Raw genomic sequence first — 16,185 nt, forward strand, 5'->3', positions numbered from 1 at the left:
CTGGCGGCGGCCGGCTTGTCTCAGCGCAGCTGCACGGCCGCCGCAGGGTCCGTTTCGGGCACGAAGTCATCCACCACGGCGGTAACTTTCAGCTCCTTCAGGGAAAGGCTGCCGCCCACGGTGGACAGGAAGGCCGTATCCGAGGCATCCCGTCCGGTGGCGATGCGCAGCAGGGTCTGCCGCGGGGCCATGCCGGTGGCGTCCACCACGTGCCAGGCGCCGTCGATATAGGCCTCGGCAACGGCGTGGAAGTCCATCGGGTCCAGTCCCGGGGCGTACACCGCGGCGAGCCGCGCCGGCACGTCCTTGGCCCGCAACAGCGATACCACCAGGTGGGCGAAGTCGCGGCAGACCCCGCGGCGTTCCAGCAGGGTTTCCACTGCTCCGTCCGTGGGCCGGGACGATCCGCTGACGTAGCGCAGCTCCCGCCCCACCCAGGTGCGCACGGCGTTGAGCAGTTCCATCCCGTGCAGCGACCCGAATTCGGCGTACGACGTCGGCAGCAGCTTGTCGGACTCGCAGTACCGGCTGGGGCGCACATACCGGATCAGTTCGGTCCGGTCGATGCGTTCCGGCCCCGCCACGCCTTCCACCGTGACCGCATAGTCCACTTCAACCGTGGACGGTTCATCCACATGCAGGGTATGCAGCCGGCCGGAATGGTTGTCTGCCAGTTCCTCCAGCTGTGCCGGAGCGCCGTCCACCGTCACGGTAAAGGTCTCGTCGAAGGCGGTGTAGCCGGAGTTCCGGGCGGCGGCAATGGCAAACACCATGGAGGTGTTGGCAGTGGTCCTGGCGACGAGACGGGCCGACGCGGCTCGTTTCATGAACGCTCCCTTTGGCCGGATCCGGCGGCGTGTTCGGCGATCCGCAGGGAGGTAATCATCTCCCGCAGCTTCGCAAAGCGGTCCGTCTCCAGATACTCCAGTGCTTCCTGCACGCTGTTGTAGCTCTTCAGCTCCTCGGCCGGCTCGTCCGCTGACGGCACACCGTGCACCGGGGTATCCGAAAACGAGTAAAGGCCCACACTATCCGGTCCCGCGACCGCGTTCTGGATGGCGCAGGCCTTGTTGTCCACACCGCCAACCTTATTCGTGATGCCCATCGAGGCAAAGAACTTATAGCCGCGCAGCATGCGGAACACGAACCGCGGTTCAATGTTGCCGGCTCCGTCCACCGCTGCCACATCGAGGGGCTCGCTGGCCAGCACCACATAGTCGGTCACGTTACCGGGGGTGCACTGGATTTCCTCCAGGATCAACCGGGTGTGCAGCTGGGCCACTACCCTGCCCCCGCCGTCGCTGATGTCCAGATGGACGCCGCCGTTTGATGGCTGCGTCGGTTCGGGCTGCTGCTGCACTGTCCAGTCTTCGGGCAGGTCGAAGCTGAGGGTGCCGGACGGGTCCGCGTAGGTTTTCCAGCCTGCCCTGGCTGTCCCGGAAGGTTCAGCCGAAGGACGCGGCATGGTCATTGACGACGGCGGCGCGGCCTGCGCCGGCGGAGCTGCGGCTCTACCCGCGGCTCCTGCGTCCGGGGCAAGATCCAGCAGGCCGCAGCCGGAGAGCGTTATGCCGGCGACGGCCAGGGCGGCAACTGACCGCAGGCGCCGGGTGGGTCGCGCTGCAGGCAAGGGATCACGTTCCTTCGGTCGCGGCAAGGGGTTTCCTTCCACGGTACCGATCCCCCGCCGCCAAACTGCCGTACCGCGGGACGTGTCTGCGAAGTCCGGCAGGAGAGCTAGGGTACCAGCTTCCGGACGTCTTTCACCGCGCCGACCACCGCCCGCGCGGCGAGGGCAATCTCGGCCTCCTTGACGGATGCGGTGAAGGTCAGCCGCACGGCCGTCTGCGCCACCGCCGGATCAATTCCCATGGCCAGCAGCACCGCGGAAGGTTCATCCGAACCGGCTGCGCAAGCCGAGCCGCTGGAACACACCACGCCCCGCCGCTCGAGCTCGAGGAGGACCGCTTCTCCCGAGGTGCCCGGAAAACAAAAGGAGGCACTGGCCGGCAGCCGCCCCGTCCGGTGCCCGGTCAGCTGGGCCTCCGGCAGCGCCTTCAGCACCTGCTCGATCAGGTAGTCTCGGTACCCGGTGACCCTCGGCACCGTCTCGGCCCGCTCCTTCTCCGCCAAGGACAAGGCGGTCGCGACGGCGACGGCACCGGCCACGTTTTCCGTGCCGGACCGCCGTCCGTTTTCCTGGCCGCCGCCATGGACCAGCGGCTCCAGCGGACGCCGGCCCGAGACGTACAGCAGCCCGCAGCCCTTGGGCGCACCGAGTTTGTGCCCCGAAATACTCAGCGCGTCGACACCAAGACGGCCAACGTCCAGGTCCAGCCAGCCGGCGGCCTGCACCGCATCCGTATGGAAGGGGACCTTCGCCTCCCGGCACAGTCCGGCAATCTCTTCGACCGGCTGAATGGTGCCCACCTCATTATTGGCGTACATCACCGTGCACAATGTGGTCTCCGGCGTGAGTTCTGCAGCCAGGGTTTCAAGATCCACGACGCCGTCTTGGTCCACGGGGACGCGGACGAGCGTAAAGCCGTGCAACCGTTGCAGGTACTCCACGGCCTCAAGCACAGAGGGATGCTCCACGGCACTGGCCACAATGCGCTTGCCGCGGGGCGAGGCCAGGGCCAGCCCCTTGATGGCGAGGTTGTTGGCTTCGGTGCCCCCGGAGGTGAAGATGATCTCCCCGGGCCGGCAGCCGAGGACCTGCGCCGCTGTCCTGCGGGCATAATCCAGAGCCCGCCCGGCCGCTTCGCCGACCGTGTGGTGGCTGGAGGGATTGCCGAAGTCCTGCGTCAAGGCCGGCCACATCGCTTCCAGCACCTCCTGGCGCACGGGAGCAGTGGCGGCGGCATCCAGGTAAATCATGGGATCAGGTGCTGCTTTCGTCAGTGGGAATGTCAGTGGGAGATGTGGATGTCCAGCCCCAGGTCCAGAGACCTGGCGCTGTGGGTGAGCGCACCGGAAGAGATTACGTCCACTCCGGTGCGGGCGATCTCCCCCACGGTTTCCAGCCGGACATTGCCGCTGGCTTCCACCAGGGCGCGGCCCGCCACCTGGGCCACGCCGGCGCGGAGCCCCTCCAGAGTGAAGTTATCCAGCATGATCGTGTCCACCCCGGCCGCCAGTACGGGTTCGATCTGCTCTGCCCGGTCCACTTCGACTTCAAAATGGACCGTGTGCGGCAGCCGGGACTTCGCCGCCCGCAGGGCCTCGGACAGGTCCTTGCGGCCGCCGTCGGTAATCACGGCGAGATGGTTGTCTTTGGCCATCACGGCATCGGAGAGCGAATAGCGGTGGTTGTGCCCGCCGCCGCACCTCACGGCGTAGCGCTCCAGCGCGCGCAGCCCGGGAGTCGTCTTGCGGGTATCGACCACCCGGGCCGCCGTTCCGGCCACCGCTGCGACGAAGGCAGCCGTCTGGGTGGCAATGCCGCTCAGACGCTGCAGCAGGTTCAGTCCCACGCGTTCGGCCAGCAGGATGGAGCGGGCATTGCCGCTGATCACCGCGAGTACCTGGCCGGCGTCGAACGTGTCCCCGTCCTTGACCTTGAACTGTACGGAGATGGACGCGTCGGCCTGGCGCAAGACGGTTTCCAGTACGGGGACGCCGGCGAACACGCCTGGCTCGCGCGCGGCCAGTTCCGCTGTCGCCGTCGCGTCCGCCGGGATCAGGGCGTTAGAGGTGATGTCGCCCCACGGCGCGTCTTCGGCTAGCGCGGCGGCGACAATGCGCTCAAGCGTCGGCTGGTCGGGCGGAAGAATCTGGTTCATGGCTGCTCCTGGCTGGCACTGCTGCCGGGGACACCGGCACGGGAATTGACAAAACTGAGGCGCCCGCTGCCCGCCGGGCGGTCTTCGAAATCTGTGCGGTAATGGGCTCCGACAGAGTTCTCGCGCGCGCGGGCCGCGGCAACCACCAGACGGGCGGTGGCGAGCAGGTTCGCGTCTTCGGCCCCCGCCTGGTCCGCCGGCTCCACGGCCCACTCTCCGAGCTGCTTGGCGGCGAGTTCCAAGGTAGCGCCGTCCCGTGCCACACCCGCTGCCGAGGACATCAGGCGCTGGAGGTCGGCCCGGGTGCAGGGCCCGGTGCCTTCCGACAGCTCCAGCGGGAGCGCCTCGAACACCGGGGTCGACTCCCCGGCGGCGAGGGCCCGGACAGCCCGGCGGGCGAAGACCAGCCCTTCCAGCAGCGAGTTCGACGCCAGCCGGTTGGCTCCGTGCACTCCGGTGCAGGCGGCCTCCCCCACGGTAAACAGGCCCGGCACCGAGGTCCGCCCGTCGAGGTCCGTACGGATCCCGCCCATCCAGTAATGCGAGGCGGGCACCACCGGCAGCGGCTGGGTGTTCCAGTCCAGGCCCAGCGCGGTCACCGTGTTGTGGATGGTGGGGAAACGCCGCGCCAAAAAGTCCGGCCCCTTGGCCTGGCTGATGCCGGTGGCGTCCAGATAGACCTGGGGCGCGTCGCCGCGGGACTCCAGCAGCAGCCGTTGCCGGCAGATCGCGCGCGAGACAACGTCCCGGGGCGCGAGCTCGGCATCCGGGTGGTAATCCGGCATAAAGCGGTGCCCGGTGGAATCCACCAGCAGGGCGCCCTCCCCGCGGACCGCCTCCGAAATCATGAAGGCCGTTCCGTTCGCGGCGGCCGGATCCAGCAACGTGGGATGAAACTGGATGAATTCCAGGTCCGTCAGGACCGCCCCGGCCGCCCAGGCGAGCGCGACACCGTCACCGGTGGCGGTGTCCGGATTAGTGGTTGCTTCATACAGCTGCCCGGCCCCGCCCGTGGCGAGAACAACGACGTCGGCCGGCAGTTGCGTGCGCACCTCGCCTTCGGGCGCGCCGAAGAGTTCGACGCCGGTGACCCGGCCGGCGGTATCCAGCAGGCGGGTCACGAAGCCGTGCTCGCGGAGCTCCAACCGTCCGGCGCCGGCCAGGGACATAACCCGGCTGATCAGCACCTCCGCAATGGCGGCACCGGTGCGGTCGCCGCCGGCATGCAGGATCCGCGCTGCAGAATGGGCGCCCTCGAGTCCCAGTGCCAGCTGTGTTCCCTTTCGGTCGAACGGGACTCCCCATCGAAGCAAGGTGTCGATCTCGGCGCCGGCGGCTTCACACAGAAGCCGCACCGCGGCGTCGTCGTTCATTCCAGCTCCCGCGCCGAGCGTATCCGCCACGTGCGCAGCGACGGAATCGCCCGCGGCCTCGCCCTGCCGGGTCACGGCGGTGATCCCGCCTTGCGCGAACCAGGTGTTGCTCTGCGCGAGCGTCCCCTTGGTCACCAACGTCACGTGGTGCCCGTACGGTTCCTCGGCGGCGAGCGCCGCCGCATACAGTCCGGCTATGCCGGAACCGACGACGACGATCCGCCGGTTCCCCGTCCGACGCCGCGTGTTCACGGCTTGGCTGCCAGCATCCGCTCGAGGGCCACGCGCGCCGGCACCGCCACATTGTCCTCAACGGTGATCTGGTTGAGGACTTCGCCGCGCTCGGCGTAGGCCTCCAGGACCCAGGCCAGGTAGCCGGGGTGGATCCGGTACATGGTGGAGCACGGGCAGACCACTGGGTCGAGGCAGAAAATGGTGTGCTGCGGATACTCCGCGGCCAGCCGGTTCACCATGTTGATCTCGGTGCCGATGGCGAAAACCGTGGGCTCGGTAGCGGCGGCGATCGCCTTGCGGATGTAGTCGGTCGATCCGGCCTCGTCCGCTGCGTCCACCACGGGCATCGGGCATTCGGGGTGCACAATAACCCGCACGCCGGGGTAGTCCGAGCGTGCCTTCGCGATCTGGTCCACGGTGAAGCGCTTGTGCACCGAGCAGAAGCCGTGCCAGAGGATGACGCGGGAATCCTGCAGGCTCTGCTCGTCGTTGCCGCCCAGCGGCTTGCGCGGGTTCCACATGGGCATCTGCTCCAGCGGAACGCCCATGGCCTTGGCGGTGTTGCGGCCCAGGTGCTGGTCCGGGAAGAACAGCACCCGCTGGCCCCGTTCAAACGCCCACGCCAGTACGGTGGCCGCGTTCGACGACGTGCAGACGATGCCGCCGTTCTCACCGCAGAAGCCCTTCAGCGCGGCGGAGGAGTTCATGTAGGTCACCGGGATGACCGGCAGCCTGCCGTCTTCATCCGGCTCCGAGCCGAGCACGTCCGTGAGCTGCTCCCAGCACGCCTGCACGGAGTCGATGTCAGCCATGTCGGCCATGGAGCAGCCGGCGGCCAGGTTAGGCAGGATGACGGACTGGTCCGCACCCGAAAGCAGGTCCGCGGTTTCGGCCATGAAGTGCACGCCGCAGAAGACGATGATTTCCGCTTCCGGCTTTTCTTTGGCGGCCCGGGCCAGCTGGAACGAATCCCCTACGAAATCCGCATACCTGACGACTTCGTCCCGCTGGTAGAAGTGGCCCAGCACCACCAGCTTCTCGCCCAGCTTTTCCTTGGCCGCCATGATCCTGGCGTGCAGCTCGTCATCGCTGCTTAGCCGGTATTCCTCGGGGATTTGGCCCTGCCGCGGGGTTGCAGCCGGGGCGATATCGGCCATGGAGGCACCTGGGCCGTAGGCAGGCGTAGCGCCGCCGTCGAAATTCCACGGCGCCTTGACCAGGTCCGGGCTGCAGCTGCCGGCGGCCGCCGGGCGCGCCTCGGCTTCCTCGCGGGTGATGAGCTCGATGGTGCTGTTGATTGATGCCATGGTCTTCTCCGATTTCTGGCGGTTGGCAAAAGTTCCGGCTGCTTAGCCGAGAGGTCCGTTCCCGGGGCTGGTGCTCCCGGTATAGCGGTAAAGCCGGGGCGGCCGGTGCCGGCCGCCCTGCAGGTATTCTTCGGTGGCCGCGATGTCCGTGGCGGCGCGCAGCTGGCGGCGGAAGTTGGCCGGGTCCAGCTCCTTGCCCAGGACGGCCTCGTAAACCTCGCGGACCTGGGCAAGCGTGAACTTTTCGCCCAGGAAGGCGTAGGCGATGGAGCTGTACTCAACCTTGTTCCGCAGCCGCCACAGGGCGTAGTCGACTATCTGGTTGTGGTCGAAGGCGAGCTGGCCAAGGTGATCGGCACGGAACCACCTCACGTTTTCTGTTTCGCGGGCAAGGGCCGCGACGTCGGGCTTCACCAGCGCCCAGTAGACAATGGAGACGACGCGCTGGACCGGCGACCTGTCCAGGCCGCCGAAGGCGTACAGCTGTTCCAGGTAGCTCGGCTGCAGCGACGTGGTGTCCTGCAGATTCCTCCGGGCAGCGTCCGGCAACGACTCCTCCGGACTGAGCGGTCCGCCGGGCAGAGCCCAGAGATCGCGGTAGGGCTGCCGCGTCCGCCGGACCAGCGGGAGCCAGAGGGTGGGGCGCGCCGAATCCGCATCCGGACGCAGCGCGAAGATGACGGTGGAAATGGCAAGCTCGGGCGGCTGCTGCCTGCGCTCCGAAACGTTCGCCGAGTAGACCACTTCCGCACCTCCTTGCCCTCATCAGTAATAGTCATCATGACCAGAACACATTCTAGCCTGTTAAAGTCGAAGTGACACAATCACTTTTGGTGGTCTGGGGTTTTATGAAGCTGGCCCGCAGGCCGGCAGTGGCGGACTACTCGGAAACAGGCGGCTCCGCGGCAGCACCTGCTGCCTGCACCAACGGTAAAGTGCGGCCTTCGAAATGACTGTTCAGGACAATGACCGACGACGACCGCAGCACAGTATTGGTGCCCGTCATTTCGTCAAGCACGCGTTGCAGGTCGGCGTTGGACCTCGCTACTACGCACGCGAGCAGGTCGCTCTCTCCGGACACGGTGTGCAGTTCCAGCACTTCGGGAATCCTGGACAACGCTTCTGCCACGGCGTCGTGCCCGGATTCCTGGCGGATGACCAGCGAACAATATGCCTTGACCACGTAGCCCAGCTCGGCCGGTGAAAGCCGCGGGCCCCAGCCAGCGATAACCCCGTGGCGTTGCATTTTATCCAGCCGCGCCTGTATTGTGGCACGGGCCACTTTTAGTACCCGCGATGCTTCCAGCACGGACATCCGGGGGTCCTCCGTGAAGAGCGTGACGATCCGGGAATCCAGTGAGTCAATGTTCACGGTGCTGCTTAACCCTTCCAATCTGAGGCACCCACGGCTGCAGGAGTATACAAATTGTCAGCCGGGGCGGCGCATTCACCAAATGCTTCCGCCGCTGGCCCTCAGATCTACAGTTATAAGGCCACAGCCGATGACAGGAATCCGCATGACTCGAACGAGCCCCCACCCCTCCACCTCCGACGGCGGACAGGTGCAATCCAGCACCGATGAAGCCGGCACACCCCAGCCGGGCCTTGGCCAGTCCATGACATCGCGCCAGCTCACCATGATGGGGCTGGGCAGCGCCATCGGTGCCGGACTCTTCCTCGGCTCCGGCGCAGGCATCCAGGCGGCGGGACCGGCAGTACTGATCTCCTACCTGCTCGCCGGGACGCTGGTCATCATCGTGATGTGGGCGCTGGGCGAAATGGCCGCCGCACATCCCAGCAGCGGCGCATTCTCCACCTACGCCGAAAAAGCCATGGGCCGCACGGCCGGGGCAACGATCGGCTGGCTGTGGTGGCTCCAGCTAGTGACCGTCATTGCGGCCGAGGCGGTCGGCGCCGCGGCCCTGCTCGCCTCGGTCTGGCCCATACTGCCGTCATGGCTGCTGGCCCTGGTTTTCATGGTCGTTTTCACCGCCATCAACCTGATGGGCGTCAAGAACTACGGTGAGTTCGAGTTCTGGTTTGCCATCATCAAGGTCGCCGCCATCGTGGCGTTCCTGGCCCTCGGCGCGGCCCTGATCTTCGGCTGGCTCCCCCATGCCCCCTCGCCCGGACTGTCCAACCTGTTTGGCGGCGACGGTTTCGCTCCCGCCGGCCTGGCGGGCATTGCCGCAGGCCTGCTGGTAGTGATTTTTGCCTTTGGCGGCACCGAGATCGTCGCCGTGGCCGCGGCGGAAACAAAGGATCCGCAGCACAGCGTTTCCCGGGCCATCAAGACGGTGGTGTGGCGGATTCTGGTCTTCTACTTCGGCTCGGTACTGGTCATCGCCACCGTGGTCCCGTGGGATTCGGAAGCCCTCGCCTCCCCTTTCGCCGCGGTGCTGTCCGTAGCAGCCATTCCGGGCGCGGACGTAGCCATCACGATCATCGCAGCCTTTGCCCTGCTCTCGGCCCTGAATGCCAACCTGTACGGCGCTTCCCGGATGATCTTCTCGCTTTCCCAGCGCGGCGAGGCACCGGCCCTGCTCCAGCGGATAGGCCTGCGCCGCGTTCCCATCGCGGCGGTCCTGTCCTCGGTGGCCTTCGGCTTCGTGGCGACGGTCATGGAGCTCCTGTTCCCGGAGAAGGTCCTGCCCGTGCTGCTGAGCTTTGTCGGATCGACCTGCCTGGTTGTCTGGGGCATGGTCCTGACATCGCAGCTGATCCTCCGCCGCCGTGCGGACCGCGAGGGCCAGGACCTGCCGATGAGAATGCGGGGCTTTCCGGCCATCACCTACCTGGGTCTGGGCCTGCTGGCTGCGATCCTGGCCGTCGGGTTCTTGTCGCCCGGCACCAGCGCGCAACTGGCTTCAACGGCTGTGCTCATCGCTGGCATCGCCGTTCTGAACAAGCTCTTTGCCCGCCGGCGGTCGACAGTCCGCTAACCACCGCCCAGCAGCCACCTAGCAAATTGCCACCCCACAGTCCGGCTTCGCGGCATAAACTGTGCACGCTGCACGGTGCTTTTCCTCCATATTGCACACTCCACCTGCCCGTGACTATGGTCACTTAGAGGACGGCCGCCGGGCCGCCTGCGGTTCTCGGCCGCAGGCATGGCACCGCGGCCACGCAGACGATATGGAGGAAACAGCATGGCTGATGTTCTTGCTCTGGATGGGACAGGCCGGGCCGAGCTGGCCGGTGAGGAGCTCAGGGAGCTCTACCGGCTGATGGTCGCGGTCCGTTACCTGGACGAATCGGCGATCCGCTGGCAGCGCCAGGGTCTGATCCCCGGGTACGCTCCGCAGCTCGGCCAGGAAGCGGCGCAGGTCGGCAGCGGCTACGCACTGGACATGAGCCGCGACTTTGTCTTTCCCACCTACCGTGAAATGGGCGTTGCCCGCGCGGTCGGCGTGGACATGGTGGAATACATGTCCACCCACAAGGCCACCTGGCACGGGGGTCTCTACGACCCAAAAGCCTCGCGTTTCGCCCCGATCCAGGCCGTTGTGGGCGGCTCCGTGCTGCACGCGGTCGGCTGGGCGCACGGCCAGACGCTTGACGGGACGCCGGCAGGAGAACTGGGAGTGGCGATCACCTACTTTGGTGACGGCGCCAGCTCGCAGGGCGACGTCCATGAGGCTATGAACTTCGCCGCCGTCATGAAGGCGCCGGTTGTGTTCTTCATCCAGAACAACGGCTGGGCCATCTCGGTCCCGACCGAGCGCCAGGTAGCCGGCGGCTCGGTGGCCGCCCGGGCGGCGGGATACGGCATGCCTTCCATCCAGGTGGACGGGAACGACGTCGTTGCCGTCGCCCAGGCGACTGCAGCCGCTTTGGCCCACGCCCGTGCAGGCAAGGGACCGGCGGTAGTCGAGGCCATGACCTACCGGCGCGGACCGCACTCCACCAGCGACGATCCGGGTCGCTACCGCACCCTCGAAGAAGAACGTGCCGACGGCGGCGAGGACCCCTTGGCGCGGATGCGCGCCCGGCTGCTGGCCGACGGGATCGCTGATGAAGCCTTCTTCGAAGAAGCCCTGGCAGCGGCCAAGGCCGAGGAAGAACAGATCCGTGCAGGCATCAATGCACTGGGCCCGCGGCCCGGCACGGAAATGTTCGACTTTGTCTACCAGGAACCCACACAAGCACTAAAGGCACAGGCCAGCGCCTGGCGGGAGGAATCGGAACATGTCTGAGCACACCACCCTGAGCGACCTCGAAGCCGCCCAGGACAACACAACTGCTGCCGACGTACAGCAGGAATCCGTGCAGAACTTTCCGGAGCCCGCAGACGTCGGGGCCACCGAAACCATGTCCATGCAGCAGGCACTGAACCGCGCCCTGGCTGAAGTCATGACGGAGAATCCGCGCGCGCTCATCCTGGGCGAGGACGTTGGCCAGCTGGGCGGCGTCTTCCGCATCACCGACGGCCTGCAGAAGAAGTTCGGCGAGGCACGGGTATTCGACACCCCTTTGGCCGAATCCGGCATCCTGGGCATGTCCGTGGGGCTGGCCATGGCTGGCTACCACCCCATCCCGGAAGTGCAGTTCGACGGTTTTGCCTACCCTGCGGTCAACCAGATCATCTGCCAGGTTGGCCGGATGAACTACCGCAGCCGCGGGACGCTGCCGATGCCGATCACGCTGCGCGTGCCCAGCTTCGGCGGCATCCGGGCGCCGGAGCACCACGGCGAATCCCTGGAAGCCATGTTCGCCCATGTGCCCGGCCTCAAGGTCGTTTCCCCGTCGGGGCCGAACGAGGCATACCATCTGCTCAAGTACGCGGCCACGCGCCAGGATCCGGTCATCTTCATGGAGCCGAAGTCCCGGTACTGGCAGAAGGGGCCGGTCAACACCGGCGCCGACGCAGCCGGCTACAACCCGAACGGTTCCCGGGTGGTCCGCGAAGGCAAGCACCTGACCCTCGTGGCCTGGGGTGCTATGGTGGCCCGCTGCCTGCAGGTTGCCGAGCTGGCGGCCGAGGACGGCATCGAGATCGAGGTCCTGGACCTGCGCTGGCTCAAGCCCATCGACGCCGAAGGCCTGGCGGCTTCCGTGGCCAAGACGCGCCGCGCCGTCGTCGTTCATGAAGCGCCCCGGACCTCCGGGCTGGGCGCCGAAGTCGCCTCGATCATCACCGAGCGCTGCTTCGGCACGCTGAAGGCACCCGTTGAGCGGGTGACCGGTTTCGACGTACCGTATCCCTCAGGAGACCTCGAGGACGAGTACATCCCCAACATTGACCGCATCCTGTACGGGATCCAGCGAGTATTGGAGTATCGCCGTGGCTGAAATTTCCTTCCCCCTCCCGGATCTGGGCGAGGGCCTGATCGAGGCCACCGTGCTTGAATGGCTGGTTACCGAAGGCGAGATGATCGAACGCAACCACCCGCTGGTTGAAGTGGAGACGACCAAGTCGGCCGTGGAGCTGCCGTCGCCGCAGGCCGGCAAGGTGGTCCGGACCTACGGTGAACCCGGCGAGACCATCAAGGTGGGCGACCCGCTGATTGTCTTCGAAGTTCCGGACGACACAGCCGGCATCGTCGGCACGGTGCCGAAGGAGGAGGCGCCCAAGCGACGCGTCCGCCTCAGCGCCAACCTGGACGAGGACTAGTCCGGTGGGCAGGCACCGGGAACAGACCGTCGAGGGCGTGGATCCGCACCTGAACGTGCGGATCCACGAGGCCGCCGAGGGAACCACTGGTCCGCGCCGGCCGGTCATCCTGCTGCATGGTTTCGCGTCCTCCGCCAAGCTCAACTGGGAGGACGCCGGCTGGATTACGGCCTTGACGCAGGCCGGACGGCGGGTGGTCACGGTAGACCTGCCGGGCCATGGCGGCAGCCCTTCCCCGGAGGAAATGGATGCCTACTCCCCCAGCCGGATCCGCGCGGATCTGCTGCAGTTGATCTACAACGCCCACGTCCGGCCGCTGAAGGACGACGACGATTCCACCGGAGTGGATCTGGTTGGCTACTCACTGGGCTCACGTCTGGCTTGGGAGTTCGGCGCCACGCAGCCGGAAATGGTGCGCCGGATGGTCCTGGGCGGTCCCGGGGTCGGGGATCCGCTGGCGGACTTCGACCTGCGCGCGGCCCAGCAGTATCTGGCCGACGGGACGCAGATCGCAGACCCGACGACGGCCGAACTGCTCCGGATGGCCACATTGGTGCCCAGCAATGACGTCTTCGCGCTGCTGACCATGATCGAGGCCATCAAGACAGAGCCCTTCGTCCCGGCCGAGGCGGTGCCGCGGATGCCGGTGCTGCTGGTGGCGGGTGAGAAGGACGAGCTGGCCGCCACGGCGCCGGAGCTAGCCAAGCTCAGCGCCAATGCGGAACTGCTGTGGCTGCCGGCCCGCACCCACGCCAACGCGGTCACCAGCCGCGCGTTCAAGAATGCCGCCATCGAATTCCTCGCAGGCTGAACCGGCTCGCCGCGGACCGCGAAAAACGGAAGGTACGCCCGATGTGGCGTGCCTTCCGTTTTCGCGTTAAGGTGCCTACTGTTCCTCCCGGGAAGGTAGACTACGTACTAGATAAAAACCTTTCATACCCGGCCCTGGAGGCTTAGTGGACTTATTCCTCGGGGGACGCTACAGGACCGGTGACCTTATCGGTACCGGTGGTGCGGCCTCGGTATACCGTGCGACGGATGAATCACTTGGACGTGAAGTTGCCGTCAAATTGTTCGCTCCCACCACCCCGGACGACGACGAATACCGGCGCCAGCACACTGAGACGCTGCTGCTGGCCACGCTGAGCCATCCTGTGCTGGTGACGCTTTTCGACGCCGGCCTCTACCAGGCAGACGACGGCGCCACCACGAGCTACCTGGTGATGGAGCTGATCGATGGCCGGGACCTGCGCAAAACGCTGGCCGCGGTCGGACGGCTGGATCCAACAGCGACGGCAAACATCGGCGCGGATCTGGCGGATGCGCTCAACTACATCCATGAGAACGGTGTAGTCCACCGGGACGTCAAGCCAGCCAACATCCTGATCGCCGATACCGGCAGCCAGGATACGCGTCTGCACCCAAAACTCTCCGACTTCGGCATCGCACGCGTGGTGGACGCTTCCGTCTCCACGGTGCATGGCGCGACCATCGGAACGGCAAATTACCTGAGCCCGGAACAGGCGCTGAGCCATCCGGTGACGCCCGCTTCCGACATTTATTCACTTGGCCTGGTCTTGCTGGAATGCCTTACCGGCGAGAAAGCCTTTCCCGGGCCGATCGTCGAAGCCGCGGTTGCCCGGCTGCTGCGCGATCCCGAAATTCCGGAGGATCTCGGAGCGGCATGGGGCCACCTGCTGCGTGACATGACCGCCAGGGAACCGCAGGACCGCCCCACCGCGCACGATGTCGCCTTGACCTTGCGGTCATGGACGGAAACATCCATGCCGCCCCACCCGGCTCCTGTGCTTGCCCCGGAACCGGCCGCCCACAACGGGGTCGACACGGGCAATGTCACCACGGGCAACGTCATCATTCCGGCTCCGCCGAACCGGGCACCCAGCGTCGGTTAGCTTCGGCTGGCTTCGCTACGCGGAGGTTTTCAGTGAGTCATCCCGAGGGGCTACGACCGCCGGATCATTCGGCGTAGAATCCGGTTACAACCCCTGACGGGCAATAGCTGGGCACGGCAATGAGTCGAGCTTTAGAGCAATGCACGATGTTGGTAGCAGCCATTTCCCTTGCGCTCTGCGCGGGCGGGGCTGTCGGCTTCGCCGAAGTACTCCCGGCAGCCCCGACAGCACTCCACATCAGCGATGCCCCGCCCGACGGCTATCCTCCCCCGTGGGATTACAACCGGCCGCGCCCTGCTCAACACCTTGGTCAAGCGGGCACCTGCGGGTCCGGAGTTCCGGGAAGCATCCTTCGACTACCCGGTGGTCGGACCTGACGGCTGCACCACTGAGGAACACGTCCTGATCGCCAACGCCAGTGACCCGACGATGTCTTCCCCCTGCACAGTAATCAAGGCGCAATGGCCCGCCGTCTGGGACATGCATGTCATAGAGGATCCGGCTGAGGCGGACGTGGTGCACCTTGTTCCGCTGGAAGAGGCCTGGCACTCCGGGGCCTGGGCGTGGACGCCCGAGCAGCGGAGGGGACTTCGCCAACGATTTGACCAACAACCTGACCTTGACCATCCTGTCGGCCGGCAGCGACGAGGAGCGCGGCTCGTCGGATCCGGTGGACTGGTGGCCGCCCTACTTCGGCGTGCACTGCAAATACGCCCAGGAGTGGGTATGGATCAAGGCTCGGTGGAACCTAAGTGTCGATCCCGCTGAATACGACGCCCTCATGATCCAGCTGGACGAGGCGGAGACCAACATGTGCCGTAACATCCCTATCGGTGTTTGTAACTAGTGTCATTTTTTATGGATTTTTATCCACAAATAATGTCTCACCTTCCTGCTAGCGTAACCGTTATGAAACTGCCGCAGGACTCGACGAAGGCCGGAATGGGCTATATCGTGCTGCGTGGAGCCGGTACAAAGCCGGGCACATTCCCGGTGCGTGGCAGGGCGCGGCACCATCCACGTGCCCGGATCCGGATCGCTCATGGCATCTAGGGCCGCCGTCGTGTCAGTGACCCGAGAAGTGGCCGGTGGCGTCCACGATGAACGCCCGAAGCTGGTGAAGCTGCTCCGTTCGGAGGACCGGGGCACACCCGTCGGCAAACACTGTGCCCGGCTCGCCCGCGCCGGGCACACCCGCTTCGACGTGTTCCTCGCCCTGGAAGGGCTCCGCGTCGAGGGGGCGGACCTTGCGCAGACTTCGGATCAGATCGATGGCTACTTGTCCCTGATTTACCCGTTCACCGCGCGCTTGTACGGGCTGCGCGGCTCAAGACGCCGGAGCAAGAACCTCTTCGCTGCCCTTGAAAACGAAGCCGCCGGTAAATGACGGCGACCGGGGCAGCGCAGAAGCAGGCCATCAGGGTCCGGGCGTACCCGCTGCCCACTTTCGCGAACGAGGGCAAACTCGCCCGGGTCCATGCACTGCTGGGTCCGTGGCGCGACGCCCTGGGCGGCATGCAGGCCCAGCTGCACCGGCAAATCCTTACCGGCCAGCCCCTCATGAAGCGCATGCCAACCAAAAGGAAGGACCTGACGTTCACGACCGAACTGTCCGCCCGGCAGGTCAAGTCCGTTTATAACCAGACGTTCCAAGCACTGAACGCATGGACCGGTTCGGTCAGGAACGCCGTCCGGGAGCTTATCAGCGGCTCCGGTCTGGACGATGATGCCCGGACCGTGCTCTACCGGGTGAACGCGAGGAAGGCGTGGTACGCCAAGGAACTGGTGCTCCCGATATTGGTCAACACGGCAACCGGCGAGGTCCGGCACAACGACGGCAAGCCCGGCAACGGCTGGGTCAAAGACGAACTGCCGGTACCACCGTCCCTGTTGAAGCTCTCGCGGCGCATGGCCAAGCAGGTGGGCAGGCATGCTGTTTCGTTGCCGGACCTGTCCCGG

General features: G+C 66.1%; 17 protein-coding genes. 9 read left to right on the forward strand and 8 right to left on the reverse strand.

Annotated elements, in window-relative coordinates; genetic code table 11:
- Positions 1 to 20: 20 nt before the first annotated feature.
- From HGO92_RS20215 to HGO92_RS20250, 8 genes are all read right to left on the reverse strand, one after another.
- Positions 21 to 827 (reverse strand): transglutaminase-like domain-containing protein, encoded by an 807-nt coding sequence (locus tag HGO92_RS20215; protein ID WP_169998054.1) that lies wholly within the window; start codon positions 825 to 827, stop codon positions 21 to 23.
- Positions 824 to 1,630 (reverse strand): hypothetical protein, encoded by an 807-nt coding sequence (locus HGO92_RS20220; protein ID WP_169998056.1) that lies wholly within the window; start codon positions 1,628 to 1,630, stop codon positions 824 to 826. Before HGO92_RS20220 ends, HGO92_RS20215 begins: the two co-directional genes overlap by 4 nt.
- A gap of 107 nt (positions 1,631 to 1,737) precedes the next feature.
- Positions 1,738 to 2,880 carry a cysteine desulfurase family protein gene (locus tag HGO92_RS20225; protein ID WP_169998058.1) on the reverse strand — a complete coding sequence of 381 codons (1,143 nt, stop codon included), beginning with the start codon at positions 2,878 to 2,880 and terminating at the stop codon, positions 1,738 to 1,740.
- 32 nt (positions 2,881 to 2,912) lie between these two features.
- Positions 2,913 to 3,785, reverse strand: coding sequence for a carboxylating nicotinate-nucleotide diphosphorylase (gene nadC, locus HGO92_RS20230; protein WP_169998060.1), 873 nt, complete (start codon positions 3,783 to 3,785; stop codon positions 2,913 to 2,915).
- Positions 3,782 to 5,410, reverse strand: coding sequence for an L-aspartate oxidase (nadB, locus tag HGO92_RS20235; protein ID WP_346769037.1), 1,629 nt, complete (start codon positions 5,408 to 5,410; stop codon positions 3,782 to 3,784). Before nadB ends, nadC begins: the two co-directional genes overlap by 4 nt.
- Positions 5,407 to 6,699: a quinolinate synthase NadA gene (gene nadA, locus HGO92_RS20240; RefSeq protein WP_169998062.1), complete on the reverse strand. Its 1,293-nt coding sequence runs from the start codon at positions 6,697 to 6,699 to the stop codon at positions 5,407 to 5,409. Before nadA ends, nadB begins: the two co-directional genes overlap by 4 nt.
- A 42-nt stretch (positions 6,700 to 6,741) precedes the next feature.
- A complete protein-coding gene (locus HGO92_RS20245; protein ID WP_169998064.1) occupies positions 6,742 to 7,443 on the reverse strand; it encodes an NrtR DNA-binding winged helix domain-containing protein in 702 nt (233 codons plus the stop codon).
- A 136-nt stretch (positions 7,444 to 7,579) separates the two neighbouring features.
- Positions 7,580 to 8,071 (reverse strand): Lrp/AsnC ligand binding domain-containing protein, encoded by a 492-nt coding sequence (locus HGO92_RS20250; protein ID WP_169998066.1) that lies wholly within the window; start codon positions 8,069 to 8,071, stop codon positions 7,580 to 7,582.
- Between the two features lie 244 nt (positions 8,072 to 8,315).
- On the opposite strand from HGO92_RS20250, the gene HGO92_RS20255 reads away from it, so the two are divergent.
- The 9 genes from HGO92_RS20255 to HGO92_RS20295 all read left to right on the forward strand — a co-directional run.
- Complete coding sequence (locus HGO92_RS20255; protein ID WP_277351935.1) at positions 8,316 to 9,641, forward strand: amino acid permease; 1,326 nt, start codon at positions 8,316 to 8,318, stop codon at positions 9,639 to 9,641.
- Between the two features lie 207 nt (positions 9,642 to 9,848).
- Entirely contained in the window at positions 9,849 to 10,895 is a 1,047-nt protein-coding gene (locus tag HGO92_RS20260) for a thiamine pyrophosphate-dependent enzyme (protein WP_169998070.1), read from the forward strand.
- Positions 10,896 to 11,010: 115 nt separating this feature from the next.
- A complete protein-coding gene (locus HGO92_RS20265) occupies positions 11,011 to 11,991 on the forward strand; it encodes an alpha-ketoacid dehydrogenase subunit beta (protein WP_240974817.1) in 981 nt (326 codons plus the stop codon).
- Positions 11,984 to 12,313: a biotin/lipoyl-containing protein gene (locus HGO92_RS20270; RefSeq protein WP_074701752.1), complete on the forward strand. Its 330-nt coding sequence runs from the start codon at positions 11,984 to 11,986 to the stop codon at positions 12,311 to 12,313. The genes HGO92_RS20265 and HGO92_RS20270 overlap by 8 nt, the downstream gene beginning before the upstream one ends.
- Before the next feature lie 4 nt (positions 12,314 to 12,317).
- Positions 12,318 to 13,124, forward strand: coding sequence for an alpha/beta fold hydrolase (locus HGO92_RS20275; protein WP_169998074.1), 807 nt, complete (start codon positions 12,318 to 12,320; stop codon positions 13,122 to 13,124).
- 145 nt (positions 13,125 to 13,269) lie between these two features.
- Positions 13,270 to 14,226, forward strand: coding sequence for a protein kinase domain-containing protein (locus HGO92_RS20280; RefSeq protein WP_169998076.1), 957 nt, complete (start codon positions 13,270 to 13,272; stop codon positions 14,224 to 14,226).
- A 601-nt stretch (positions 14,227 to 14,827) separates the two neighbouring features.
- A complete protein-coding gene (locus HGO92_RS20285; RefSeq protein WP_169998078.1) occupies positions 14,828 to 15,073 on the forward strand; it encodes a hypothetical protein in 246 nt (81 codons plus the stop codon).
- Positions 15,074 to 15,268: 195 nt separating this feature from the next.
- A complete protein-coding gene (locus tag HGO92_RS20290) occupies positions 15,269 to 15,613 on the forward strand; it encodes a hypothetical protein (protein WP_169998080.1) in 345 nt (114 codons plus the stop codon).
- A partial coding sequence (locus HGO92_RS20295) for a hypothetical protein (protein WP_169998082.1) occupies positions 15,610 to 16,185 on the forward strand: 576 nt, incomplete at its 3' end. The genes HGO92_RS20290 and HGO92_RS20295, both read left to right, overlap by 4 nt.

Origin of the sequence: Crystallibacter degradans (assembly GCF_012952295.1) — a bacterium.
Lineage (GTDB): Bacteria > Actinomycetota > Actinomycetes > Actinomycetales > Micrococcaceae > Crystallibacter > Crystallibacter degradans.